Source organism: Burkholderia sp. 22313, from assembly GCF_052045245.1.
Lineage (GTDB): Bacteria > Pseudomonadota > Gammaproteobacteria > Burkholderiales > Burkholderiaceae > Burkholderia.
On the sequence record NZ_JBQEON010000035.1, the window covers coordinates 1 to 26,205 of the forward strand.

General features: G+C 61.9%; 25 protein-coding genes and 1 pseudogene. 24 read left to right on the plus strand and 2 right to left on the minus strand.

Annotation, left to right across the window (positions count from 1 at the left end):
- Window positions 1-782: lipoyl synthase (lipA, locus tag ACTJKF_RS24860; RefSeq protein ID WP_440626983.1), on the plus strand; the 782-nt coding region annotated here is incomplete at its 5' end.
- Between the two features lie 250 nt (window positions 783-1,032).
- On the plus strand, window positions 1,033-2,490 hold the full coding sequence (locus ACTJKF_RS24865) for an APC family permease (RefSeq protein WP_440626985.1): 1,458 nt from the start codon (window positions 1,033-1,035) through the stop codon (window positions 2,488-2,490).
- A 72-nt stretch (window positions 2,491-2,562) separates the two neighbouring features.
- On the opposite strand, the gene ACTJKF_RS24870 is transcribed toward ACTJKF_RS24865, so the two are convergent.
- The gene (locus tag ACTJKF_RS24870; RefSeq protein WP_440626987.1) at window positions 2,563-3,456 is read right to left on the minus strand and encodes a LysR family transcriptional regulator; all 894 of its coding nucleotides are present in this window, start codon (window positions 3,454-3,456) and stop codon (window positions 2,563-2,565) included.
- Window positions 3,457-4,002: 546 nt separating this feature from the next.
- Between ACTJKF_RS24870 and ACTJKF_RS24875 the strand changes: the two genes are divergently transcribed.
- The 17 genes from ACTJKF_RS24875 (at window position 4,003) to ACTJKF_RS24955 (ending at window position 20,695) form a co-directional block, all read left to right on the plus strand.
- A complete protein-coding gene (locus tag ACTJKF_RS24875; protein ID WP_440626989.1) occupies window positions 4,003-4,980 on the plus strand; it encodes a thiamine pyrophosphate-dependent dehydrogenase E1 component subunit alpha in 978 nt (325 codons plus the stop codon).
- A 12-nt stretch (window positions 4,981-4,992) separates the two neighbouring features.
- Window positions 4,993-6,000, plus strand: a complete 1,008-nt coding sequence (locus tag ACTJKF_RS24880) for an alpha-ketoacid dehydrogenase subunit beta (RefSeq protein WP_124472669.1) — start codon at window positions 4,993-4,995, stop codon at window positions 5,998-6,000.
- Between the two features lie 6 nt (window positions 6,001-6,006).
- The gene (locus ACTJKF_RS24885) at window positions 6,007-7,128 is read left to right on the plus strand and encodes an acetoin dehydrogenase dihydrolipoyllysine-residue acetyltransferase subunit (RefSeq protein WP_440626991.1); all 1,122 of its coding nucleotides are present in this window, start codon (window positions 6,007-6,009) and stop codon (window positions 7,126-7,128) included.
- A gap of 77 nt (window positions 7,129-7,205) precedes the next feature.
- Window positions 7,206-7,961 (plus strand): SDR family NAD(P)-dependent oxidoreductase, encoded by a 756-nt coding sequence (locus ACTJKF_RS24890; RefSeq protein WP_440626993.1) that lies wholly within the window; start codon window positions 7,206-7,208, stop codon window positions 7,959-7,961.
- 27 nt (window positions 7,962-7,988) lie between these two features.
- A complete protein-coding gene (locus ACTJKF_RS24895; protein WP_440626995.1) occupies window positions 7,989-8,402 on the plus strand; it encodes a GlcG/HbpS family heme-binding protein in 414 nt (137 codons plus the stop codon).
- A 25-nt stretch (window positions 8,403-8,427) separates the two neighbouring features.
- Entirely contained in the window at window positions 8,428-9,222 is a 795-nt protein-coding gene (locus ACTJKF_RS24900) for a putative hydro-lyase (RefSeq protein ID WP_440626997.1), read from the plus strand.
- A 16-nt stretch (window positions 9,223-9,238) separates the two neighbouring features.
- Entirely contained in the window at window positions 9,239-9,556 is a 318-nt protein-coding gene (locus ACTJKF_RS24905) for a hypothetical protein (protein WP_440626999.1), read from the plus strand.
- Window positions 9,557-9,629: 73 nt separating this feature from the next.
- Window positions 9,630-10,079, plus strand: coding sequence for an OsmC family protein (locus ACTJKF_RS24910; RefSeq protein ID WP_440627001.1), 450 nt, complete (start codon window positions 9,630-9,632; stop codon window positions 10,077-10,079).
- Window positions 10,080-10,133: 54 nt separating this feature from the next.
- Entirely contained in the window at window positions 10,134-10,430 is a 297-nt protein-coding gene (locus ACTJKF_RS24915) for a putative quinol monooxygenase (RefSeq protein ID WP_440627003.1), read from the plus strand.
- 65 nt (window positions 10,431-10,495) lie between these two features.
- The gene (locus ACTJKF_RS24920) at window positions 10,496-11,281 is read left to right on the plus strand and encodes a LamB/YcsF family protein (protein ID WP_440627004.1); all 786 of its coding nucleotides are present in this window, start codon (window positions 10,496-10,498) and stop codon (window positions 11,279-11,281) included.
- A complete protein-coding gene (locus tag ACTJKF_RS24925) occupies window positions 11,274-12,872 on the plus strand; it encodes a 5-oxoprolinase/urea amidolyase family protein (protein ID WP_440627006.1) in 1,599 nt (532 codons plus the stop codon). The genes ACTJKF_RS24920 and ACTJKF_RS24925 overlap by 8 nt, the downstream gene beginning before the upstream one ends.
- Window positions 12,869-14,581, plus strand: coding sequence for an acetyl/propionyl/methylcrotonyl-CoA carboxylase subunit alpha (locus ACTJKF_RS24930; RefSeq protein WP_440627008.1), 1,713 nt, complete (start codon window positions 12,869-12,871; stop codon window positions 14,579-14,581). The genes ACTJKF_RS24925 and ACTJKF_RS24930 overlap by 4 nt, the downstream gene beginning before the upstream one ends.
- Window positions 14,582-14,745: 164 nt before the next feature.
- Window positions 14,746-15,912, plus strand: coding sequence for a Gfo/Idh/MocA family protein (locus tag ACTJKF_RS24935; RefSeq protein WP_440627010.1), 1,167 nt, complete (start codon window positions 14,746-14,748; stop codon window positions 15,910-15,912).
- Window positions 15,913-16,147: 235 nt separating this feature from the next.
- Window positions 16,148-17,110 carry a Gfo/Idh/MocA family protein gene (locus ACTJKF_RS24940; protein ID WP_440627012.1) on the plus strand — a complete coding sequence of 321 codons (963 nt, stop codon included), beginning with the start codon at window positions 16,148-16,150 and terminating at the stop codon, window positions 17,108-17,110.
- Window positions 17,111-17,155: 45 nt separating this feature from the next.
- Window positions 17,156-18,229, plus strand: a complete 1,074-nt coding sequence (locus ACTJKF_RS24945; protein WP_440627013.1) for a Gfo/Idh/MocA family protein — start codon at window positions 17,156-17,158, stop codon at window positions 18,227-18,229.
- Window positions 18,230-18,822: 593 nt separating this feature from the next.
- Window positions 18,823-19,755, plus strand: a complete 933-nt coding sequence (locus tag ACTJKF_RS24950; RefSeq protein WP_440627015.1) for a LysR family transcriptional regulator — start codon at window positions 18,823-18,825, stop codon at window positions 19,753-19,755.
- Window positions 19,756-19,990: 235 nt separating this feature from the next.
- Window positions 19,991-20,695: a response regulator transcription factor gene (locus ACTJKF_RS24955; RefSeq protein ID WP_440627017.1), complete on the plus strand. Its 705-nt coding sequence runs from the start codon at window positions 19,991-19,993 to the stop codon at window positions 20,693-20,695.
- 45 nt (window positions 20,696-20,740) lie between these two features.
- Here ACTJKF_RS24955 and ACTJKF_RS24960 read toward each other — a convergent pair whose 3' ends face one another.
- Complete coding sequence (locus tag ACTJKF_RS24960) at window positions 20,741-20,893, minus strand: hypothetical protein (protein ID WP_440627019.1); 153 nt, start codon at window positions 20,891-20,893, stop codon at window positions 20,741-20,743.
- Between the two features lie 312 nt (window positions 20,894-21,205).
- Here ACTJKF_RS24960 and ACTJKF_RS24965 point away from each other — a divergent pair, with 312 nt between their 5' ends.
- The 5 genes and pseudogenes from ACTJKF_RS24965 to ACTJKF_RS24985 all read left to right on the plus strand — a co-directional run.
- Window positions 21,206-21,979 carry an SDR family NAD(P)-dependent oxidoreductase gene (locus ACTJKF_RS24965; protein WP_440627021.1) on the plus strand — a complete coding sequence of 258 codons (774 nt, stop codon included), beginning with the start codon at window positions 21,206-21,208 and terminating at the stop codon, window positions 21,977-21,979.
- An 84-nt stretch (window positions 21,980-22,063) separates the two neighbouring features.
- Window positions 22,064-22,948, plus strand: a complete 885-nt coding sequence (locus tag ACTJKF_RS24970; RefSeq protein WP_440627023.1) for an alpha/beta fold hydrolase — start codon at window positions 22,064-22,066, stop codon at window positions 22,946-22,948.
- A 265-nt stretch (window positions 22,949-23,213) separates the two neighbouring features.
- Window positions 23,214-24,338, plus strand: coding sequence for a porin (locus ACTJKF_RS24975; protein WP_440627025.1), 1,125 nt, complete (start codon window positions 23,214-23,216; stop codon window positions 24,336-24,338).
- Between the two features lie 102 nt (window positions 24,339-24,440).
- On the plus strand, window positions 24,441-25,769 hold the full coding sequence (locus tag ACTJKF_RS24980) for a purine-cytosine permease family protein (RefSeq protein ID WP_440627026.1): 1,329 nt from the start codon (window positions 24,441-24,443) through the stop codon (window positions 25,767-25,769).
- A gap of 84 nt (window positions 25,770-25,853) precedes the next feature.
- A pseudogene (locus ACTJKF_RS24985) lies at window positions 25,854-26,078 on the plus strand (transposase); the annotation flags it as partial.
- Window positions 26,079-26,205 lie beyond the last annotated feature (127 nt).

Below are 26,205 nucleotides of genomic sequence, written 5' to 3' on the forward strand. Positions count from 1 at the left end.
ACAACCTGCATACCGTGTGCGAGGAAGCGAGCTGCCCGAACATCGGCGAATGCTTCGGCAAGGGCACCGCGACGTTCATGATCATGGGCGACAAGTGCACGCGCCGCTGCCCGTTCTGCGACGTCGGCCACGGCCGTCCCGATCCGCTCGATGCGGATGAACCGAAGAACCTCGCACGCACGATCGCCGCGCTGAAGCTCAAGTACGTGGTGATCACGAGCGTCGACCGCGACGACCTGCGCGACGGTGGCGCCGCGCACTTCGTCGAGTGCATCCGCGAAGTGCGCGAGCAGTCGCCGGAAACGCGCATCGAGATCCTGACGCCGGACTTCCGCGGCCGTCTCGACCGCGCGATCTCGATCCTGAACGCGGCGCCGCCGGACGTGATGAACCACAACCTCGAAACGGTGCCGCGCCTGTACAAGGAAGCGCGCCCGGGTTCGGACTATGCGCATTCGCTGAAGCTGCTGAAGGACTTCAAGGCGCAGCATCCGGACGTCGCGACGAAGTCGGGCCTGATGGTCGGCCTCGGCGAGACCGAAGAGGAAATCCTGCAGGTGATGCGCGACCTGCGCGCGCACGACGTCGACATGCTGACGATCGGCCAGTACCTGCAGCCGTCCGAGCACCACCTGCCGGTGCGTGCGTACGTGCATCCGGATACGTTCAAGATGTACGAGGAAGAGGCGTACAAGATGGGCTTCACGCACGCGGCCGTCGGCGCGATGGTGCGCTCGAGCTATCACGCCGATCTGCAGGCGCACGGCGCGGGCATTGCGTGAACGGATCCGAGGCGCGTGATAAAGAGCGGTTATCGAAAAACATCGTCAACGGCAATTGGACCTGATCAATTTGGCGGCAGACGATGGCTTCACTAAACGAATGGACCTGACGGTCGTATCGGTTCGCAGTCGATGAGCGACCGCCATGGGTGAGTGCCTGGAAGCATGCACGATCGAGGCGCAACGCAGCACAAGTTCGACAATGCTGGTGATCTGTTGGAGGCGTAAGGAGATGGAGATGGAGATGGAGATGAAACTGAATCTGGAAGACGTCCAAATAGAGACGTCTCCGCAGAAGAAGCTGTCGGGCAACATGGGGGCAGTCGGCCTGGCGCTCACCGTGCTGGCGTTCTCGGCCCCGTTGACGACCGTATCGGGTTACATCCCGTTCGCGCTGATGTTCGGCGGAGTCGGCAGCCCCGTGATTTTCGTGCTGACGACGCTCGTATTGCTGCTGTTTTCCGTCGGCTATGTGACGCTCAACAATATCGTGAAGCGCCCCGGCGACTTCTATGCGTTCATCAGCTATGGAATCGGAAAGTCGACGGGCCTTGGTTCCGGCATCCTCGCGGCGGTATCGTACTTTCTGCTGCTTGCCGGGGTGACGTCGTTCTTCGGCGTATCGTGTTCGGATCTCGTGCATGACATGACCGGCGCGTCGATTCAATGGTACTGGCCGACGCTTGCCTGCTGGCTGGTGGTTTCCATGCTGGGATACCTTCATGTCGAGCTGTCCGCGAAGGTGCTCACGTGGGTGATGATTCTCGAGATCGTCGTCTGCCTCGCGTTTTCGTTCGGCGTGCTGGAAAAAGGCGGCGTGCCGGGTGTTGCGGCATCCGCTCCCTTCATGCCGAGCCAGTTGGCAAACAGCACCAACGTGCCGTTCTGCATGCTGTTCACCGTGTCGTTCTTCATGGGATTCGAGGCAACCGCATTGTTTCGCGACGAAGTGAAAATGCCGGACCGGACCATTCCGCGTGCGACGTATGGCGCGGTCATCTTTATTGGCGTGATCTACACGCTGTGTGCGTACGCAATGATCATGGCCTACGGGCCGCCGGTTCAATCGATCGCGGCCAAGACGCCCGCGGCGATGTTCCCTGACGCCTTCGCGAAATTCGTGAGCCCCAGCCTGCACCTGATCGTTTCGATGCTGGTGATGACGTCGGCGTTCGCGGCGAGCTTGTCGACGCAGAACGTGCTCTCGCGCTATATGCACAACCTGGGCACGGACGGCGCGCTTCCGCGCTTCCTCGGGAAGGTGCACGCGAAGCACGAGTCGCCGTATCTCGCTTCGATGACGGTCTCGGCCATGGTGCTGTGCGTGCTGTTGCCATTCATTCTGATGGGCTCCAAGCCCGACCTGCTTTATGGACAACTCTCCGGAATGGGAACGTCGGGCATCATCATTCTGATGACCATCGTCAACATCTCGTCGTTGGTCTGGTACGTGCGTCGAGGCAGGCAACAGGGCGTGAGTTTCGCCAAGTCGTTTCTGGCACCGGCGATTTCATCGGTATTCTTCATCGCGCTGGTCTATCTCGTGGCGGCACACTTCGACGTGCTCGCGGGCGGTGACCCCGGGCAGTACGTGTGGATGTTCTACTGCCTGATCGGTGTGCTGGTTGCGGGCATGGCACTTGCCCAATACTTCAAGCACTGGCGCCCCGAAGTCTTCGAATGTCTGGGGCGCAGCCAGAACGGTTGACGATCGCGACGAGCCAGGACTCACCTAGCCCTGGCTTTTTCGTGCTTGCGCAAGGCAAGCGCGTCTTGTCGTCTATCGGCCTTCGTAATGCGCGGCGACTTTCTGCGCGAGCCCGGCCACGATCGAACTCAGCGGCATGTCGACGCGACGAACGAAGCTGGCGGTGAACGGCATCACCGGCATCTCGTGGCCAGTGTCGATCCGGCGCAGTCGACCGCTTGCCAGATGCTCCGCCACGACGTGGTGCGGAATCGCCGCGATGCCGATGCCGTCAAGCGTCATCCTGACGATCGACGACAGCGACGAGTTGCCGAATATCCTCACGTGATGAAGATGTGACCGGTCGAACATCTCTTTCAACTGCATGTACGGACGCGTTGATCTGGAGAACGTGATGATCGGATGCCGTGCGAGATCGTTCAACGTGAGGTTTGCCGAATCGCATTCGAAATCGGACGAGACGATCCAGCTGATCGGGTAGCTGCACAACGGCAGATTCTCTGCATTGCTCGCGTTGACGGGGCCCATCAACAGTGCGACGTCGATCGTGCCGTCGGCGAGTCCGGCAGTCAGATTCGGCGTGGCGTCGACATTGACCTCGAGCGTGATCTCCGGGTATTCGTCGCTGAGTCGCTTGAGAAGCGTGGACAGCCACGTGTGGACGATCGTATCCGATGCGCCGAGCTGGACCGTTCCGCTGAGGGCCGTGCGGCCTGCGACGGCCTCCACCATTTCCGCGCTCAGCGAGATCATCTGTTCGGCGTAGACGAGCAGCTGCCTGCCCTTGATGGTCAGGAAGCAACCCCGCTTGTCCCGCTCGAACAGGCGCCCTTTCAGTTGCTGTTCCAGTTGCGCGATGCGCGCGGAGACGGCCGGCTGTGTCGTATGCAGTCTTTCCGCGGCGCGGTGGAATCCCCCCAGCTGGGCAACGGCGTAAAAGGTCTCCAGGTTTCGAAGATCGATCATGTGACGAACTCCATCAGCATGGGGAAAAGCGATTCGATCGCCGGTATCCGAATCCCGGGTAACGGCCAGGCGACGCGCTGAATGTCCCCGCTACGGGGATAGTCGAATTGATCATAGCGACGAAGGTTTCAGCGCTCAACACAGAACGCGTGAAACCCGGAAAAGCAGGCACGCGGCACATTCTTTCTCCACCTTTAGGTTGACGAACCTCATTCGGCGCGTCACTAGAATTTCAACAACGCTGAAACGAATCGTGCACTCGTGGCGGTTGAAGCGAGCGGTTGGTGGTCGATTGCGGTCGCACGAATCGGGTATCGATTTGAACTCAGGGTCGGGGCGAACTCGCGCTCACGCACTGATAAGAATCGGTGATCGCGCGAAATCGCCAATCACAATTGGACCGAGTGAAATTGACCGGTGACGATTGAAATGACGTGTCGGCACTGCTGTCGCGATATTCGTCGGGCGAACCGGATTTGCAAGAGGGTTCAGTGTGCCGCGTCGAAGCGCACTGCGACGCACACCATTTAAATAAAGGAGATTGGAATGTCCGCCTTGAAGTTTCCCAGTGAGCGGCTCGTGGACGCTTATCGCGCCATGCGAACGATTCGCCGCTTCGAGGAGCGCGTGATGGACGAGATGGCGACCGGCGACATTCCGGGCAATACCCATCTTTGTGCAGGGCAGGAGGCCAGCGCCGTCGGCGTGTGTCTGCACCTGACAGACAAGGACTACATTTCGTCGACCCATCGCGGCCATGGTCACAGCATTGCCAAGGGGTGCGATATCGACGCGATGATGGCCGAGCTGTTCGGACGTGCGACGGGAACGTGCGGCGGTAAGGGTGGCTCGCAACACATCGCCGATCTGCGCAAGGGAATGCTGGGTGCGAACGGCATCGTGGCCGGTGGGGCGCCGATCACGTGCGGCGCCGCACTCACCGCGAAGTTGCTCGGCACCGGTGGCGTGGCGGTTGCGTTCGCGGGCGACGGTGCGATGAATGAAGGCGTGATGTCGGAGAGCTTCAACCTCGCGAAGATCTGGATGCTGCCGATCGTCTTCGTGATCGAGGACAACGGCTTCGGCGAGGCGACCGCGAATGAGTTCGTCTCGGCCGGCAGCTTCACGCGTCGTGCGCAGAGCTACGACATTCCCGCCGCGGAAGTCGACGGAACCGATTTCTTCGCGGTCTACGAGGCCGCCGGCCAGGCGATCGATCGTGCACGCAGCGGAGGCGGCCCCAGCCTTCTGCAAATCCACGTGCCGCGCTACTACGGTCACTACAGCGGGGACCCCGACAACTATCGCACCCCGGAAGAAAAGAAGGCCATGCGCCAGGAACGCGACTGCCTTGCCAATTTCCGCAGGCAAGTGCAGGAAGTGTCGCAAGTGGCGGGCGGCGAGCTGGACGTGATCGACGGGGAGATCGAGGTCGCGATCGACGCCGCCGTAAGTGCTGCGCGGGCAGCACCGTTCCCGCCGCTTTCGGCACTGACCGCCGACGTTTACGTGAAGTATCTGTAAGGACCCACAGCAATGGCAAAGAAATCGTTCCGTCAAGCGCTGAATGACGCGCTGCACTCGGAGATGGCGCGGGATCCGCGCGTGATCATGATGGGTGAGGACTTGACCGGCGGCGCAGGCGCCAACGGCGTCAAGGATGCGTGGGGCGGTGCATTCGGGGTGACGCGCGGGCTGCTCGACGCATACGGCCCCGAGCGTATTCGCGATACGCCGATCAGCGAGGCCGCATTCGTTGGCGCGGCTGCCGGCGCGGCCCTCACGGGTTTGCGTCCGATCGCCGAACTGATGTTCGTCGACTTCGCCGGCGTGTGTCTGGACCAGATCATGAATCAGATCGCGAAGTTCCGGTACATGTTCGGCGGCCACGCCAAGACGCCGCTCGTGATCCGCGCGACGTACGGGGCCGGCACGCGCTCGGCCGCCCAGCACACGCAGGCGTTCTATCCGATCTTCACGCACATCCCCGGGCTCAAGGTCGTGATCCCGTCGAATCCGTACGACGCGAAGGGCCTGCTGCTTCAGGCGATTCGCGACGACGATCCGGTGATCTTCCTCGAAAACAAGATGCTGTACGACACGACGGGCGAAGTGCCCGATGGGGCGTACACGATCCCGTTCGGCGAAGCGCGGGTGGTGCGCGACGGCAAAGATGTGCTGATCGTCGCGCTCGGTCGCATGGTCGGAGTGGCCGAGGCGGCCGCTCGCACCCTCGCGGCAGACGGGGTGTCGGCGTGCATCATCGATCCGCGCACGACGTCTCCGCTCGACGAGGACACGCTGATCGAATACACCGAGGACATCGGTCGGGTCGTGATCGTCGACGAGGCGAATCCGCGCTGCAGCGTGGCCACCGATATCTCGGCGCTGCTGGCCGACAAGTGCTTCGACTCGTTGAAGGCGCCGATCCGGCGCGTGACGGCACCGCACACGCCGGTGCCGTATGCCCCGAACCTTGAAGACGCGTACGTACCGTCGCCGGAAGCCGTCGTGAACGCAGTCAAGTCGATTCTGAAGAGGTAATCAATCATGTCGTTCATTGAAGCCGTCACGATCCCCAAGTGGGGGATGACGATGACCGAAGGCACCGTGCTCGAATGGCATGCGAAGGAAGGAGACAAGGTCGAACGCGGCCAGGAACTCCTCGAGGTCGAATCCACGAAGGTCAACAACGTGGTGGAAGCGACCGTGTCCGGAATTCTGCGGCGCATCGTCATCAACGAGGGTGAAATCGCGCCGGTCGGTGCACTGATCGGCGTCATCGCCGATGAGGCGGCGACGGAAGAGGAAATCGACGCGCTCATCGCAAGTTACGCGCATCGCCTGAACGCGGGCGACGGTGACGCAGGTGGCGCCATTGCGCCGAAGTCGGTTCCGGTTTCCGGTGGCAGCGTGAACGTGCTGGAGACCGGCCCGGAAAGCAACGAAACCGTGTTGTTCATTCACGGTTTTGGCGGCGACCTGTCGACCTGGCTGTTCAACCAGGGCACGCTCGCCGAGCACTTCCGGACGATCGCGGTGGATCTTCCCGGCCACGGCGCGTCGACGCCGATCACCGACGGCGACGTGATCGGAAAGATCACGAAGGCCATCGAGGAAGCCGCGGATGCCGTGACGCCCGGGAAGCTGCACCTTGTCGGCCACTCGTTCGGCGGTGCGATTGCCGCCGCCTTCGCGGCCGACCAGCCGTCGCGCGTCGCGTCGGTGACGCTCATTGCGCCGATCGGCCTTGGCAAGGAGATCAATCGGTCGTTCGTGACTGAATTCGTCGCGGCGGAGCGCCGGCGTCCGCTTCAGGCTGCGCTGGAGAAGCTGTTTGCCGATCCGTCGAAGATCACGAGCGAGATGGTCGAGGGCACGCTGCAGTTCAAGCGTCTGGAAGGTGTCCAGGAGGCGCTGTCCGCCATCGCCGACACCATCGCCGACGAAAACGGCCAGGTCCAGACGATTGGCGCGACGCTGGCGGGGCTGACATGTCCCGTGATGCTGCTCTGGGGCGAGCGCGACGGCATCATCCCGGTCCCGCCGGCCGACGGTCTGCCGTCCACGGTGCAGCTGCGCGTGATTCCGGACGTCGGCCACATGCCGCAAATGGAGGCAGCGTCGGTTGTGAACGACGCGCTGCTGGAGAACATCCGTCGCGCCCGATAACCGCCGCTGCCGAGCGGCGGGGTGCCGATTCGGTGGCGTGGCGCGGTTATCGGCGCGGTGATCTTGAGGAAACTGTTATGTCAGCACGTTTGACGGGCAAGCGGGTACTTCTGACCGGCGGCGTTGCCAATATCGGTCTCGCGATTCTGGAATCGTTTGTTGCCGAAGGGGCAACCGTGTCGGTCGCCGATATCGACGAGGCCAAGGGGCGCGCGCTCGAATCGCGGTTTGGAGACAAGGTGCGGTTTTTCCGAACCGACATCTCGAGCGAAGACGAGATCAAGGGCGTCATCGAAAAGTCGTCTGAATGGATGCACGGAATCGACACGTTGTGCCTGAATGCCGGCGTCCAGCTCTCGGGGCGGGTCGAGCACTTCAGCACCGAGAACTGGGACAAGGTCTTCAGGATCAACGTGCGGGCCAACTTCATTTTCGCGCGCGAGTCGCTCCGTCACCTGAGAGCCGCGAAGAAGTCGTCGATCGTGATGATGTCGTCCCTCGCCGGCAAGCGCGGCGGCACCGGGCTCGCATGTTATTCGGCGTCCAAGGCGGCCATCATCGGGCTGACCACCACGCTTGCGATCGAGCTCGCGCCGGATGGTGTGCGCGTCAATGCCGTGTGTCCCGGCTGGATCGATACGCCGTTCAATCAGCCGGTGATCGATTTCATGGGTGGGCGCGACAAGCAGGCGTCGGTGGTTCAGACGGCTATCCCCCTGGGCCGACAGGCGACACCGGACGAAGTCGCGCCGCTGTTTGTCTTCCTTGCATCGGACGAGTCGTCTTATGTCACGGCGCAGGCAATCAATGTCGATGGCGGCGCGTACAACTGACCGCCGGACAGGACCAGGACGAAATCCATGAGCAAGCAGATCACGTATGAAGCCGCCCGGCGGGCGATCGAAGCAGGCGTCGCCAAGGCGAACGAACTGGCGCAGCGCTCGTCGCTGTCGATCGTGGATGCGGGTGGGCATCTCGTGGCGTTCACGCGCGTGAACGACGCCGCGTTCGGCACGATCGAAATTGCGCACAACAAGGCGTATACCGCGGCCGCACTGCGGCTCCCGACCGATTACTGGATGAAACTCGTCCAACCCGGGGCCGAGCTGTACGGGCTCGAGCGCGCGGCGTCACGCCCGTTGGTCGTGTTCGGCGGCGGCCTGCCGGTGACGCGCGGCGACGACGTTATCGGCGGCGTCGGCGTGTCGGGCGGGCCGGAGGAGGCGGACGTGGCGATCGCGCGTGCGATGGTTGCCGCGCTCGGCGAGAACTGAACATCTTCCGGCAAGGGTACTTTCAATGGAATCGACTGCAGGTACGCGGACGATGTCGGCCGGCCAGGTCCGGCTGCTGATTCGCGACGGCAAGCTGCGTGCGCCGACGACGGGATACGCCGATGGCTTCATGCAGGCAAATCTGGCAATTCTGCCGAAGAGGTACGCAGATGATTTTCGCGAGTTTTGCCGAATCAACCCCAAGAGCTGTCCGCTGGTGGGCGTCGGGCAGCCGGGAAACCCGGGGCTGGACGGACTGGGCGCGATCGATATTCGAACCGACGTGCCCCGTTACCGGGTGTATCGGGACGGGGTTCACACCGATACGGTCGACGATCTGGTGGAATTGTGGCGTGACGATCTCGTGACGTTCGCGCTCGGTTGCTCGTTTTCGTTCGAGAGCGCGATTCTCCAGGCGGGGATCGACATTCGCCACATCAGTGCGAACCGGAACGTACCGATGTACGTGACGAATATCCAGACGGCGGCCGCGGGGCCGTTTCATGGCCCGATGGTCGTGTCGATGCGTGCGTTCAAGCCCGCCGATGCGATCCAGGCGATCGTGCTGTCGGAGCGGTTTCCCCTCGCGCATGGCGCACCGGTTCATATCGGCGACCCGGCGACGATCGGGATTCGCGACGTCACACAGCCGGAGTTTGGCGATCCGCCGGTGATCGAGGCCGGTGACATCCTCGGGTTCTGGGCTTGTGGGGTCACGCCGCAGATGGCGCTTCAGGCGGCGAAGCCGGACTTTGCGATCACGCATGAACCGGGATACATGCTCGTCACGGATTTGCCGGCGAACACCGCGGCCGTATGAGCCAGGAGTCGTTGCAATGTTCGATGCAGAAATCGCCGCGAAGCTGCTCAATCGCGGAACAGCGCAAGCGTCGGACGAATGTGGGATGCAATACCTTGACGTGTTGCGCGAAGGGTTGCTCGATTTTTATCACCGGATCGAGCGTCTGGCCGTACAGGATGCCGGTTCCGAGGTTCCTCGCGAGATCGAGTGGCTGATATTCCGCGACGGCTCCCGTGCGTTGCGCATTCGTACCGATGACGCACATACGTGCTGGAGCGAATGGGTTTCGATTGCGAAATCCGGTGTCGTCGAATCGATCCAGCGTGCGAATAAGTATATCGAGACGGAATGAAGCGGCAAGGCCGTCGCAACCTGTCCGCAATGGAAATTGACTGATTGGCGAGGAAGCTCGCCGGGAGACACCGATGTCCGAGCATGGCGTCCGACTGGAATGGACGGTCGACAAGCACCACGAGCGAGAAGGGACCTATAGCCGGGACCACCGGGCGATCATCAGCCCGACGGTGACGATCCCGGTATCCGCGGCGCCCGATTATCTCGGGAACGAAAGCCTGGCCGACCCGGAGCAGTTGCTCGTCAACGCGCTCGCGAGCTGCCACATGCTGTACTTCCTCGCACTCTGCGAGGCAAGCGGGTATGCGGTCGAATCGTACTCCGACAACGCAGTCGGGAAAGTCGAGAAAAGTGCTGACGGATTTCACTGGGTATCCGAGATCGTGCTCAGGCCGCGCGTGACGTTCAAGTCCGAAAAGCAGCCGAACCCGGCGCAACTCGAGCGGCTGCATCACCGCGCACACAAGGGGTGCTTCATCGCCAATTCGATCAAGTCGAAAGTGGACATTGAACTCTGCTGAGTTCTGACAGGGAAGTGCCGGCAGCAAACCAACAACCGCAAACAGGAGAGTGAGATGAAGAAGGAAGGTCTGGTCGTGGTCGCAACCGTCGTGGCTCGAGCCGGTAACGAAGACGTGCTGCGCGAAGCATTGAAGGAGCTGGTGCCGTATGCGAAGACGGAGCCGGGGTTCATTCAATACGACCTCCACGAATCGACCGAGACGCCGGGGCAGTTCGTTTTCTACGAAGTCTGGGAAGACGAAGCCGCCCTCGAAACCCATTCGAATACCGAGTTCGCGAAGGCGTTCGGCGCCCGGGCGGGGCAATGGATTGAATCCGTCTCGCTCGGCAAGTTCCGGAAAATCGCGTGAACCTCGTGCGAACACCCGAGCAGCATCGCGTGTTCGCGCACTGAAGGAATCCTGTAGGCAGCGTCATGTTAAGCATTGATTTGAACTGCGATCTCGGCGAGAGCTTCGGCGCGTGGCGCATGGGCGACGATACGGCGATGCTCGACATCGTGACGAGCGCGAATGTTGCCTGCGGTTTTCACGCCGGTGATCCGGCGGGGATCTATACCGTGCTGCATGAAGCTGCACGGCGCGGCGTCGCCGTCGGCGCGCATGTCGGTTATCGCGACCTGGTGGGCTTCGGGCGTCGCAACATGCAGCCGTCCCAGGCAGAACTGACGGGCGACGTGATCTACCAGATCGGTGCGCTGCAGGGGCTTGCAAAGGCCGCAGGCACGTCGATTCGCTACGTGAAGCCTCACGGCGCGCTGTACAACACGATCGCGCACGATACCTACCAGGCGGCGGCTGTCATCGACGCGATTCTGGCGATCGATCCGACGCTCGTGCTGATGGTGCTCGCCGGCGCGCCTGTTGCGGGTCAGGCGCGTGAAGCCGGCCTTGCCGTCGTCGGCGAGGCATTTGCCGACCGCGCGTACAACGTGGATGGAAGCCTCGTGAATCGCCGCGCGGAAGGGGCCGTCATTCACGATCCGGACACCGTGGCGCGTCGCATGCTGCGGTTCGTGCAGGAGGGTGTCGTGACGGCGATCGACGGCACGGACATCAGGATCGACGCACAATCGATCTGCATCCACGGAGACAACCCGTCGGCCGTTACAACTGCTCGCTTGCTGCAAACGCAACTCGCCGCGCGCGGCGTTGCGCTTCGGCCGTTTGCCGGTGCGTGCAAGGGAGAGAACCGTGCCTGAGCAGATGCGCATCCTTTCGGCGGGCTCTACCGGCGTCCTGGTCGAGCTTGGAAGTCTCGAGACGACGCTGGCGCTCCTCGACCGGCTTCTCGCAAGCGAAGTGGACGGTGTCGACGAGGTCGTTCCGGGCGCGCGTACCGTGCTGGTTCGCTTCGACCCGGCTGTCGTCGATCGCGCGGCGCTGATCGAGCGGCTCGGGCAGCTGGACGTGTCCGTTCGTCGGGAGCGCGGCGGGAGCATGTTCGACATCCCGGTTTCCTACGACGGGGCGGATCTGGGCGAGGTCGCCGAACTGCTGGGATGGTCCGTGGCGGAACTCGTCCAGCGACATCTGGATGCCGTCCACTCGGTCGCGTTTACCGGATTCGCACCGGGGTTTGCATATATGACCACCGACGATCCGGGATTCGATGTCCCCCGACGCAGAACCCCCCGTGTGCGTATCCCGGCGGGTTCGGTCGCGATCGCGGGGAAATTCAGCGGGATCTATCCGTCCGACAGCCCTGGAGGCTGGCAGCTTCTCGGCACGACGCAAGTACCCATGTGGGACGCGACGCGCCCGCGTGCGGCATTGCTCGCGCCCGGTGATCGGGTCCGCTTCCGCGATGCGAGTAAAGGTGCGGTCGTTCCGGTATCGGCACGACTGGAGCCGACGCGGGTGCGCCGGGTGTCGGGCTGCGGCATCGCGGTGACGCGTGCGGATCGCCCCGTGCTGTATCAAGATCTCGGTCGACCCCGTCAGGCTGACCAGGGTGTCTCCGTGTGTGGTGCCGTCGACCGCGCCGCGCTACGAATCGCGAACGCCTGTGTTGGCAATCCCCAGCGTAGCGCCGTGCTCGAAGTGACGTTCGGCGGTCTTTCGCTGGTGCCTGATCGTCCGGTGACCCTGGCTGTGACAGGGGCGCCGTGCCCGATTTCGATTCACGACGCAAATGGCCGCGTGACGGTTGTCCCCCACTCGCGTCCGTTTGCCGTCGATGCGGGCGAGGAAGTCACGCTCGGCATTCCCGGCCGCGGCATGCGGAGCTACGTCGCACTGCGTGGCGGGTTTGTCGTGGAGCGCACGTTGGGGTCCGCGTCGACCGATACGCTTTCGAGGATCGGCCCGATGCCGATCGCCCGCGGCGATGTTCTGGTCCCGGCCAACGAGGCGGCCACGTTCGTCGAGCCGGAACCGCTGGTTGGACGGATGCTCCCGCGTGCTGGCGACGTCATCGATGTCGACGTCGTCCCGGGGCCTCGCACCGACTGGTTGACCGACGATAGCGTCGCACGGTTTTTCTCGCAGGAATGGCGCGTCACACCCGAGTCGAGCCGGGTCGGCATGCGACTGTCGGGTGACCTGGCGCTGGCGCGGCGCGACGACGCCGAGTTGCAGTCGGAAGGCACCTTGTGCGGATCGATCCAGGTGCCGCACAGCGGCCAGCCGGTGCTGTTTCTGACGGATCACCCCGTCACCGGTGGGTATCCGGTGATTGCCGTGGTCGCGGCTCATCATCTCGACATGCTCGGGCAGATTCCGATTGGCGCCCGCATTCGTTTCAACCCGATATCCGCATTCGATCCGCACGTGAAGGAACTCGTTCGATGAAGAAGCTGCTCATCGCCAATCGTGGCGAAATCGCCATTCGCGTCATTCGCGCCGCGCGCGACTACAACGTGACGTCGGTCGCAATTTACTCGGATGCGGACGCCGGCTCGCTGCATGCCGAACTGGCCGACGAAGCGTACGGGTTGGGAGCGGGGCGCCCCGCGGACACCTATCTCGACATCTCGAAGATCCTGGCGATCGCACGTCGCGCCGGAGCCGATGCGATTCACCCCGGCTACGGCTTTTTGTCCGAGCGCGCGGAATTTGCCCAGGCCGTCATCGATGCCGGGTTGATTTGGGTCGGCCCGTCGCCGGAGGTCATTACCGCACTCGGCGACAAGGTGCAGGCCCGGCGCATCGCATCGCAGGTCGGCGCGCCGCTGGTCAGGGGATCCGACGGGCCGTTGAACAGTGCGTCCGACGCGGTGGCCTTTGCGCGGGAAGTTGGCCTGCCGCTGGCGATCAAGGCGGCGTTCGGGGGCGGCGGCCGCGGCATGAAGATCGTCCGACGCATCGAAGACGTCGCGGAAATGTTCGATTCGGCCGTCCGCGAGGCGACGGAGGCGTTCGGTCGGGGTGACTGTTACGCCGAGCAATTTCTCGACCGGCCACGCCATATCGAGGCGCAGATCATTGCCGATCATCACGGCAATACCGTCGTTCTCGGCACGCGCGACTGTTCGCTCCAACGCCGAAACCAGAAGCTCGTGGAGGAGGCCCCGGCACCGTTCATCAGCGACGAGCAGCGCTCGCGCATTCACGAGGCGGCGCGGCGGATATGTGCGGAGGCCGGCTATACGGGGGCGGGCACGGTCGAGTTTCTGCTTTCTCGGGACGGGGTCATCTCGTTTCTCGAGGTGAACACGCGGTTGCAGGTCGAGCATCCGGTCACGGAGGAAACCACCGGTGTCGACATCGTGATCGAACAACTGCGCATCGCGGATGGCCTTCCGGTCTCACTAACGGCAACGCCGGAGCCCCGCGGTCATGCGATCGAATTCCGTATCAATGCGGAAGATCCGGGCCGTGGTTTCTTGCCGACACCGGGCGCGATCACGCGCTTTCGTCCGCCCGCAGGCCCCGGTGTGCGACTCGACTCCGGTGTCGAATCCGGCTCGCAGATTCCGGGGCTGTACGACTCGCTGATGGCCAAGCTGGTCATTACCGGCGATACGCGCCGACAAGCGCTCGCTCGCGCCCGTCGTGCGCTCGCCGAATTCGATATCGAGGGCGTGGCGTCGGTGCTGCCATTCCATCGGGCGGTGCTCGAGGACCCGTGCTTCACCGGCGAAGATGGATTCCGGGTCCATACCAACTGGATCGAAACGGAGTTCGGCGGGGTCGAGCCTTCCGGACGCGTCGCCCCGGCTGACGCGGGGCTGCAGAAAAGCTTCATCGAGATCGATGGAAAGCGTCACACGATCGGTCTGCCTGCGTCGCTGTTTGCGAATGTCGGCGCCCCGCGAGCATTCGACGATTCGGCGAAGGCGGAAGCGGGCGCCGACGTCGTGACGGCGCCGGTTCCTGGAACGCTGCAGAAGTGGCTCGTGGAAGAGGGTGCGACGGTGGCGGAGGGCGATGCCGTCGCCATCATGGAAGCGATGAAGATGGAAATGCGGGTCGTCGCACCGAAAGGTGGGCGAATCCGGATTCATGGGGAAGCCGGGCGTCCGGTCGCGGCAGGCGAAACGATCGCGGTTATCGAGTAAGGAGCGAAGGAGACGTTGAATCGAATTTGAGTTGTCGAGATGTGGAAGAGATACGCCATGTAATTCGGAATCCTGAGTGACTGGCGAACAATCAAATTGATGTCGGAAGAGTCAAGGAATCGGCCGAGTGCGTCACGAGCACGACAGCCTTAATGGAGGATACCGTGAAAAAACTGAATGTCGCCCTGGTGGGCACCGGCTTCATGGGCAAGGCCCATTCCATCGCTACGGCCGTGGTGCCGATCCTGTTCGGTTCGCCGGTGGAAATCGAGCGCAAGGTCGTGGTCGACATCGACGACGAACTCGCCCGCAATGCGGCTGTGCAATACGGATTCGCCGAGCATGCGACGGACTGGCGCGAAGTCGTGTCGCGCCCGGATATCGACATCGTCGACATCTGCACGCCGAACGACACGCACGCGGCCATTGCGATCGCTGCCGCGAAGGCGGGCAAGCATGTGATGTGCGAGAAGCCGATGGCCATGACGGTGGCCGACGCCGAAGCCATGTATGCCGCCGCGAAGGAAACGGGCGTGGTCACGATGATCTCGTACAACTATCGCCACACGCCGGCACTGCAGATGGCCAAGCGCCTGATCGACGAAGGGCGTATCGGCGAGATCCTGACGTTCCGTGGCTACTACCTGCAGGATTGGGGCGCTGATCCGAGCACGCCGCTGTCGTGGCGTTTCAACAAGGAAAAGGCCGGCTCGGGCACGCTCGGCGATATCGGCACGCACGTCATCGATGCCGCGCGCCTGCTCGTCGGCGAGTTCGAATCGGTGAACTCGATCGTCAAGACCTTCATCGCCGAGCGGCCGCTGCCGGCCGGTCGCTTCTTCGGCCCGGCAGGTCAGGCGTCGTCGGAAAAGGGCAAGGTCGACGTCGACGACATGGCCATGACGATGATCAAGTTCACCAACGGCGTGTGCGGGACGATCGAAGTGACGCGCAATGCGTGGGGCCACCACAACCAGCTCGGCTTCGAAATCCACGGTACGCGTGGCTCGATTGCGTTCGATTATCAGCGCCTGAACGAACTGCGCGTGGCATTCGCGGACGATCCTTCGGACGCGTTCGGCTTCCGCACGATCTACTCGGGCCCGCATCAACCGTTCGGCGACAAGCTGTGGCCGGTTGCCGGGATGGGGCAGGGCTACATCGATATCAAGTCGATCGAGTGGTACAACTTCCTGCAGGCAATCGCCGGAAACCAGCCTGCCGCACCGAACTTCGAGGACGGCGTCCAGATCGAGCGCATCGCAGACGCGATCCTCGTGTCGGGACAAAGCGGCGTGTGGGAACACATCCAGCAGCCGGCTCGCGGATAACACGGCTGCCGCCTGAAGTCGTGCGGAGACGGTGAGCTTCCGCGGTGAGTGGCAAATCGGTCACGCGGCTCGCCGGTAAGGATCCGGCGAGCGCCTCCTCATCCGCGGCCAACGTCGAAGCATCACCGTCGCCGGCGGCGAACTGCGATAGATCCGGATGCGGCCTCCACTACGGCCGCGTTCGAACGATAGCGTGTCAATAGATCGGAGGCAGGGGATGGCCTTGGCAATCGGGGTGATCGGCGTCGGCGTAATGGGATCGGAGCACGCGCGCATTCTGCGTGAAGAGACGTCGGGTGCGGAGTTGGTCGCGGTCTGCGACGCGGATGAAGGGCGCGCGCGGACCGTGGCGGGCAGCGCGAGAGTCTATACGGACCCGCTGGAGCTGATTCGCGCCGGGCATGTCGACGCCGTTCTCGTTGCCGCGCCGGACACGCTGCACGGCGACCTCGTACTGCGGTGCATCGAGGCCGACAAGCCGGTTCTGTGCGAGAAGCCGCTGGCCGGTACGGCAGCCGAGGCGCTCAAGGTCGTCGACGCGGAAATGGCGAAAGGCCGAAGGCTGGTCCAGGTCGGTTATATGCGCCGCTTCGACCCACCGTACATCGAGATGAAGCGTGCCGTCCGCGACGGCGAGATCGGTGCGCCGGTTGTCGTGCACAACGTCCACCGCAACCCCGTCGCACCGGACTGGTTCAACGGCCCGATGTCGATCACCAATGCGTTCGTTCACGAAATCGATGCAAGCCGCTGGTTGCTCGATTCCGAACCTGTTGGCGCACGTGTCTACCGCGCTGGCAACGGCGATCCGCTGGTCGTCGTGATGGAAATGGCCGGCGACGTGATCGTGTCGTCGGAGGTGTTCATGAATTGCCGGTATGGCTATCACGTGCACGTACAGGTCGTCGGGCGAAACGGAACGATCGAGACTGCTCCGCCCGGATGTGTTGGCAGGAATGCCGGCGGCTACGGCATGACGGCCTATGCAGGTAACTGGATCGACCGATTCAGGTCGGCCTATGTGAAGCAACTCAACGCGTGGGTCCGCTCGATCGGAGCCGGCACGCCAAGCGGCGGCGCGAATGCTTGGGACGGCTATGTCACGACGTCGGTTGCAGAGCAGATCGTCGCTGCGATGGGGCGCGAAACATCCGTGACGTTCGCGGCGGAGCGCGACCGTCCGACGATGTACGCGTAGTCGTGCCGATCGTCTACGGTCCCTGAGCAACGCATAGAGGCAAACATGATCAGATACGCTGTGGTAGGCGCTGGATGGATATCGCAAGCGGCGTTCATGCCGGCTGTTGCCCAGACAGGAAATTCGACGATCGGCGCGTTGGTTTCCGGAAATCCTGACGGGGCGCGGAAGCTCGCGAGATTCCATGGGGTCGACACGATCGTCGGGTACGACGACTACGACCGGATGCTGAACAGCGATGTCGTCGACGCGGTCTATATCGCCGTACCCAACCCGTTGCACGCCGATTATGCGATTCGCGCGGCGCGCGCCGGAAAGCACGTATTGGTCGAGAAACCGATGGCGACCAACGTCGCGGATGCCGAGGCGATGATTGGGGCGGCAGCCGAGGCCGGCGTGTTGTTGAGCACCTGTTACCGCCTGCATCACGAGGCCGGGACGATCGCGGCACTGGAAGCGATCCGGGAAGGCCGCATCGGTGATCCGAAGTACTTCAGCGGGGTGTTCGGATTTCAGTCCGCGACGGGCAACCACCGGCTGGACAGCAAGAACTGGGGCGGCCCGCTTCAAGACATCGGGATTTACTGCGTCAATGCGGCGCGGCATGTCTTTTCCGACGAACCCATCGATGCGTCGGCGATCACGACGCGCCGACCGGGAGATCCCCGCTTCTCGGACATCGACGACGCCATTGCGGTCACGTTGCGCTTCCCCGGCGATCGAATCGCGCAGTTCTATTGCAGTTTTGGCACGGCGTCGATCGATATGTACAGGGTGCTGGGGACCGAGGGGGACCTGACCATGGAGCCCGGCTTCAGGTTCGAGACGCCGACACGGATGGTACTGAACACGAAGGACGTTTCGGAGACGATGCATTTCCGGCACTGCGACCACTTCGGCGGGATGATCCAGCAATTCTCCGAATGCATTCAGAAACGCAGCAAGCCTGCGTCGAGTGTCGAAGAGGGCCTGGCTGATCTGAGGGCCTTGCTGGCGATCGAGGTGTCTGCTCGCACGGGAACGGTGGTTTCGGTGGAACCGACACGTTTCAGCCGCCGGAACCTGACACTCAATGATGTGCGCGCCGTACCGAGAACGGAAAGGCGTCTGCTGCTGTAGGCGGTCGAGTCAGGAGCGCTTGAGCAACGCACTGCGCGAGGCTCGCTCGACGAGCCTCGAATGCCTGTCACGGATCCGGGTCCATGGCGCGAGAGTCAGTTGTAGCCGAGGATCGATACCGACCTGAGATCGGGCCGATCGGGAACATTCGCCGCGATGGAAGACATGGGTTCGCGCAGAAGGGCGGTGTACGGGGAGGCGCTTCGCTGGCCTGTGGCGGGTACGTTTCGATGGTTCGCGCGGTTTGCCGGGGCCGCGTCGCGAAGCGCGGTGCCGAGAACTTTCCGTGATGTCATGGGGAGAGGGTCCAGAGATATCCGTCGTTTCGAGATTCACGGTTTGCCGATTGGTTTTCCGCGTTCTACGCCGTAAAAGAAGGAATGCGAATAAATAATAGGATCGGAAAATATCTTGAGCCAACGAGAAATTCCGCACACGGCTGTCAACATTTTCCTGACAGGCAATGACGAACGTCTCGATGTTCGACACAGATGCGCCGCCTTCGTCGTGTCGACCCGAGCGGGTCGACGGACGCAGGCAGGTGTTCCATGCCGGATGACGGGACGGAAACCGGCCTCCTCGATGGTGGGGTAATGAATACACGCTTCCTGGAGACGTTCGTGACGCTCGCGCAACAAGGCAGCTTCCGGGCTACGGCGCGTCTTCTTCATACTTCGCCTGCGACGGTATCGACACGTATCAAGGCTTTGGAAGACGAGTTGAGGACCGAGCTCGTCGATCGAGCCGCGGCGGATTTTCGTCTCACCCTATCGGGGCAGAGCTTGCTGACGCTGGCGATGAACGTGGTGGAGGCGACCCGTGCGCTCAAGCAGGCAGCCGGCCTCGAACTCGCGTTACGCGGGCCAATACGATTCGGCGTTATCGACACGATCGTTCATAGCTGGCTTTCCTTGTATGTAACGCAGTTGAAGGAACGCCTCCCGGGCCTGGTGGTCGAGCTGACCGTCGATTCGAGCCCGGCGCTGAACAAGAAAATCCTGCATGGCGAGCTCGACATGGCTGTCTGCGCAGAAGTCGTTGGTAGCGACAAGGTCAGGTCGAGCAGGATTGCAAGCTATCCGGTTCGATGGATTGTCAGCCGGGAACTGCTGTCCGGTCCTGACGTGGATCCGGTTCGCCTCGCGCTGGCGCGGCCGGTGCTGACATTCGGAAGGGGCACGAGGTCGCACCTGGCGGTGGAGCGCATCGTCCGAACACTGGCCGGTGGAGCCGGCATCCCGGATGAGGCGATACGCATCACCTGTGCCTCTTCTGTTGCCGCGATCGTGCAATTGGTGCGTGATGGATATGGTGTCGGAGCGGTCCCGTATCTTTTCGTGCATGACGAACTGAAGAACGGGCGCATCGCCGAGCTGGCGCTGGAGCCGCAGCCACCGTCGATCGACGTGTCGTTGTGCATGTCGGTCAATGCGTCACCTGCCGTCGTAGCGGCAGCCGATGCGGCGAAGGACGTGTGTGCCGCATACTGCGGTGAAAGGCCGGAGACCCTGATCCGGGCCGCGTGACCGATCATCCCGATCGACTTTCGGAATAGGGCCGCCGGTGGATATATGACTTCCCTAATATGATCCGGCGTTGCGTTGCGCTAGTCTGTCGCATTAGGTATCAGATGTTAGTCTGGTGCGAATTTCATGCTCCAAGCTCGCGCGGCTTTCGGTTCCGGTGCTGACGCGCCGGTCGGGTCGCTGATTTCGGGCGATCGGCGTGCGCGCTCGTCCCTACCGGCAAAGAGAATTGGCGATGTTAGTCGAAATCAGCAAATTCAGGGAATCCCAGGAGTTCGCGCTTCAGACCGTTAACTTTGCACGGTCGATGCTCAATTGTTCGGCAGCCGTGTTCACATGGCTCGATTCGCACGACCAGCTATTGCCGCACACCCAGATGGGGTGGCCGGAAGAGACCATCAAGGACTATTACACGGTATTCGCCTCGGCCGATCCGCTGAACGTCTATCGTCTGATCAAACAGCGTGCGACCGTCGTGACCCTCAAGGGGGCAAAGCGCGACGACCAGCACTCCAGTTGGTCGGATTACCAGAGGAAGTACGGGCTCGTGGACGAAGTCGGGTTCCTGTTCTGGGCGGGAGATACCCCGCTAGCGTGCCTCTCCGTCATCAAGAAGCAAGGCGACAACCCGTTCTCGACTCCCGAGCCCTTCGAACAGATGTACGACTATATGCAGCACAGCTTCTCGATGCTTGCATCCGTCAAGAAGGTGCAGGCAGACCACGTGCTGCGAAACGAGTATTTCCTGACGGAGCGGGAACTCGGTGTTGCGTCCCTCATGACCGCAGGCCTGTCCAACAAGGACATAGCGGAGACGCTGGGTATCGAGCTTGCCACCGTCAAGTCGCACGTCATTCGAATCCTGGGCAAGCTGGGAATCGAGAGCCGCACCCAGCTCGCGGCGTTTTCCGCCGACCTGGGCACGCCGACAACGAAATAGCCTGAGTGCACCGGGGCGGTGCGTTCGTCCTCGCCGCCGGTTGCATCAATGGAAATTTTTCTCATCCTTTGGATGGACGAACGGCGCCTTGGCCATACATACAATGGTTTCAAGGCCGCCGGACACTATCCAGACGGTCGGGACGCTCACATGGGGCCACGCCTGTTGCGTGACCTGACCGCTCACTTCATCGATCACGATCTTCAACCTTGAACATGGCGTGCGTTGCACGTGGCCTGATCGAATTCCGGATATCAATTCGCATCACGAATTAAATTCCGGCGCGTGACGAATGTTTGCCGAACACCGATTGATCGCGGACCGTGTTCGGTCCGGCTCGCCGAGTTGATAGAAATTCGTGATCTGTACACATCGAGAATCACAATTGGACCTCGTCTAATTGGCGCAAGACGATGCATGGACGCGAATCCTGGAAACAGAAAGCGCACGATTCGCCGGCTCAGTGGGCAGCGCGCGTGCTGGTCAAAGTGAAGTCAAGGAGACGTTTCAGTGAATGATTATTCCGGGCGTGTGGTTGTCGTAACCGGTGCCGGCTCAGGCATGGGGCGAGCAATGGTTCGCGAGTTCGTTTCGAGAGGGGCGAACGTCGCCGCACTCGATATCAATCTCAAGAACGCCGTTGCCACTGTCGAAGCATTGGCGGACCCGTCGAAAGCATATGCGTATCAAACGGATGTCAGCGACCCGCGTAGCGTCGAGGTTGCGGTCGCCGCGGTGATCGAGCGCTGGGGACATATCGATCTTCTGTGCAACAACGCAGGCATTCTGGACGGACACGCGACCGCCCACGAGGTGAGCGTCGAAGAGTGGAATCGTGTCATCGCGGTCAATCTCACAGGACCGTTCCTGATGGCTCGGGCGGTCATTCCACAGATGCTGAAGCAAGGAAAAGGGGCGATCGTGAACACGTCGTCGACCTCGGGATTCAGCGCGGCGGGCGGCGGCACTGCGTACACGGCGTCCAAGCACGGCGTGATCGGCCTGACTCGACAGCTCACCTTCGAATATGGTGCGCGCGGCATTCGCGTCAATACGATTTGCCCGGGCGCAACGGCGACCCCGCTGGCGATGTCGGAACAAACGACGGCGAATTCGCCCGATATGGAAGCGGCCCTTCAGAAATTCCCGGCTCGCCGCTGGTGTCAACCGGAAGAAATCGCCAAGCTCGCCGCGTATCTGGGTGGCGACGATGCCGACTTCGTGCATGGCAGCGAGTACGTGATGGACGGCGGCTGGCTTGCCGCTGCCCGGGATCCTTTCTAAGCGGGCGTTTGGCTACATGCGGGGCGCGGCGCTGGCGCTCGCGCTCGCGCCTGCACATGTCGGTGGAACAACAGGAGCTTGTGAATGTTTTCGAATCGTGAATGGCCGGAGACCGGCATCGAAGGTTTCAAGCGGGGCTTTCAGACGGTTGATGGCGTGCGGATGCATTATGTGAGCGGCGGCAAGCCGGACGGCGACGTGCTGGTTCTGATTTGCGGTTTCCCTCAAAGCTGGTATGCGTGGCGCAAGGTTTTGCCTCTGCTTGGGCATCGGTACCGCGTTATTGCTCCGGATCTTCCCGGGCAAGGTGATTCGGATCGCCCCGCGGGTACGCTCGACACGGTCAAGGCCGCGACGCTCCTTCGTGGCCTGGTCGAGAAACTCGATGTCGATCGACATGCGCTTGTCGTACACGACATCGGCGGATGGGTCGGCTATCCCTATGCGGCGATGAATGGCGACAAGGTTAGCGGCCTCGCGATCCTCGACACGGGCATCCCGGGCATCAGTCTTCCGGATACGCTGCCGTGGGCGTCCGACGTTGCATGGCGGACGTGGCACGTCGCATTCCACAACATCCCGGATCTTCCGGAAGCGCTCTTGGCCGGCCGCGAGCACATCTATCTCGAGTGGTATTTGCAACGGAAGGCGGCGAACCCGAAGGTGTTCTCCCAGGCGGACTTCGACGAATACCATCGCGTGTTCCTGACGAATGGCCTGAAAGGCGGTCTTGCTTACTACCGCGCGATCTCGGTGTCTGCCGAGCAGAATCGCGAATTGAGCGCGAAGGGCAAGCTCAAGATGCCGGTTCTGGCAGTCCGGGCCGATCAGGGATCGATGCCCGACCTGGTCCCGCAGCTGCAGCAGGTCGCCGCGGACGTGCGCGGCACGATGGTCGCTTCCGGGCACTACATCCCGGAAGAGGCGCCCGAGGCGCTTGCAAAGGAACTCGAGAATTTCTTCGGCTAATACCGTTTGACGCAAATACGCCGATTCGATCGATCGGAGCGCTGAGCACGTCGATCGAATTCCGACGCCTGAATTTCCCCCGTCATGGTCGGGAAGGCGTCGGATTCGGAATTCGGGCTGAGGATCGGTATCGGCGTACAGCTTGGCAGGCTGGCATTTGATGGTTTTGTCGCCTGTATGGAAGTGAGGTTTGGTATCGACGCATCAGTTTTCAATTTAATAAGTATTCCTGGTGAAATCTGTGTAACAGGGTTTGGGGAGACATATGAAAAGGAAAATCATCGCGGTAGCCGCATTGAGCATCGTCGCGTTCTCGCAGGCCAAGGCTCAAAGTTCCGTGACGCTGTACGGGATCATCGACACCGGTGTGGCCTACGTTCACAACAGCGGCGGACAGAGCTCGCAAGTGAGAATGCTGCCCAGCAATCTTTCGGCTTCCCTGTGGGGGTTGAAGGGATCGGAGGACCTGGGTGGCGGGCTCTCGGCCATCTTTACCGTGGAGAGCGGCTTTGACGGCACGAACGGTGCGCTCGCGACGCCGGGCCGGCTGTTCAGCCGGCAAGCGTTCGTCGGTATCGCCAGCCCGTATGGCACCCTGACGCTCGGCCGCCAGTACGATCCGCTGACCGATCTCGAACAGCAACTGACGGCGGACGTGTACAGCGGCTGGTTCGCGACACCGGGGGACGTCGACAACTACGACTCGAGTGCTCGCTTCAACAACGCGGTGAAATGGGTGAGTCCGACGTGGGGCGGCGTTTCGACCGAGGTGATGTATGCGCCCGGCGGTGTCGCCGGATCCACCGGGTCGGGGCAGACGTGGAGTGCAGCAGTCGGCTATCAGAGCACGTCGTTCAACGTCGGCGGCGGCATTCTCCATATCGACAACGGCAACGCGACGCTGGGCAATCGCGGCACGTCGTCGTCGGACTCGTTGTTCAATTCACCGGTGAATGCGGCCTATGCATCGGCCCGTTCGATCAACATCGCGCGGATCGGTGCCAACTACGTCGCGGGCCCGGTCACGGTCGGGGCGGCGTACGGCTACGCCCAGTATTCGGCGGACGCTGCGTCGACGTTCACCGGCTCGGAGAAGTATCACAGCGGTTCGATCTTCGCGCAGTATCAGGCGACGCCTGCTCTGCTGCTGATTGCCGGCTACAACTACACGCGCGCGCTGGGCGATTCGTCCGCCAAGTACCACCAGGTGAACATCGGCACGGATTACAGCTTGAGCAAGCGCACGGACGTCTATGCGCTCGCGGGGTATCAGCACGCGAGCGGACAAAACGGACAAGGCGCCGCGGAGGCGTCGATCGGCTCGTACGGGATCGCGGCGGGGAAACGCACCCAGGAAGTGCTGGCCGTCGGGCTGCGGCACAAGTTCTGAGTGCAATCAGCGGGGCGCTGCGGACCGATACGAGGATACCTTCTTCGTGAGGTCCGCAGGAACCTGCTCCTTTTTCTCACACGAGCGTTTCGGGATTTCCGTATGCCTGCATCAACCCACTCCGATGACGATTACGCGTCCAGCCCGGTTCCCGAGGAGGCAAGGACCAGTTGGGGCGCCATATTCTTCGCCACGCTGGGTATCGCGACAGCGCTTTTCTTTGCCCAGATCGCGTCGATCATTACCGTGAAGTTTGGCGTAGTTGCAGCGCTGATCGGATTGGCCTACGGATACGGTGTCTCGACGTTTGTCGGCGTGCTGCTCGTCCGCCGATCCATCGAGACGGGGTTTGGCATCAACATCTGGGCCAGAACCGTGCTCGGGTACCGCGGAGCGGGGTTGTTCAGCCTGGCTTACGGCCTGGCGTGCCTGACCTACTTTGTCGCGGAGGCCAGCATCATGGGGGCTTCGCTGCAGGCCCTCTTTCCTGATGTTCCCCATGCGTTGATCTATGTCTGCCTGGTCTTCGTCATGTTGCCGCTCGTGTGGTCGGGCATGAAGGTTCTGGCGAAATTCCAGGCGATAAGTCTCGTGCTCTTCGTTGTATTTGTCGTGTGGGCGATGAGGAATGCAGCCGCGCTGCCTGCGTCGGGCGTCCCGCTCCCCGCGATTCAGGTTGGCGTGGGTTCGTTCAAGGATCTGCTGGAAGTGCTGGGTATCGTCAACGGCCTGGCCTTCATCATCGGCCTGGTAACGGCCGACTACGCACGATTCGTGCGCAAGCGCGAGTTGCGTGCAGGGACGGTGTTCGTGGGCGCGTTGTTTCCCGCGTTTTGCTACGGCATTACCGGAATCCTGGGGATCTGGTTCGCGGTCAGGATGCGGGAAAGCAATCCTGGCATCTACTTCGTTTCGTTGCTGGGTGCGGGCGGGATTGTTTTCGCCTGCACGACTCAGCTCAGAATCAATCTGGGGAACATCTACTCGGGAACCGTTGCCTTCGTCAACGCAGTTGAGCATCTCCTTGGCGTTGCGGTCAGCAGAAGAGTCGTCATCGTCGTGTTCTGCGCGATTGCCGCGACCGTGTTGATTTCAGATGGCACGCACTTGCTCGCGAGTGCCCTGAACTATATCGGCATGTCCATGGCTTGCTTCGTCACGTTGCTCCTCGTCGATCAGTTCTGGGTCAGACGTTCCCGGGATGTATCCGATGCCACGCTACAGGCGGTCGAAAACTGGCGATGGACCGGATTGAGCACTTGCCTGATCGCAACGCTCGGTGGCGTGTGTGTCGGTAACGCGTCGATTTTTCCGTCGTTGTATCAATGGGCAACACCGTTCGCCGTGATTGTTCAGGCCACCCTTTATCTCGTCGTCGAATCGTACGCCAGTCGACAAAGGGAAATTTCGTCACGTGCTGCCTCGAGTTAGAGGACGCAAGCGGGAGATCGAAATGTTCTCTGGCGCGCGAACCACCGGATGCCGGCGAAGTTCGGTTTCGAGGAACGGGGCGAGATGAAGAAGCGCTTTACCGAAGAGCAAATCATGGGGTTCCTGAGAGAAGCCGAGGCCGGTGTGATGGTCCGGGATCTGTGCAGGACACACGGGTTCAGCGATACCTCCTTCTACGCCTGGCGGGCGAAATTTGGTGTCGGGGAAGGGACTGAATCACGAAGGCTGAAAGACCTTCAAGCCGAGAACGATCGACTGAGGAAACTATTGGCTCAAGCGTTGGCCGAGTTGCGGAGGGTAGGCATTGCGATGGAAGGAGTGTAGGCCGGTAGCTGCATTCGAATCTTCGTTGTTCGGGGATCACCTGGATTGGCTTCGAGTGATCCGTCGTTGAGCGAATGTCGATCGCAGCAAT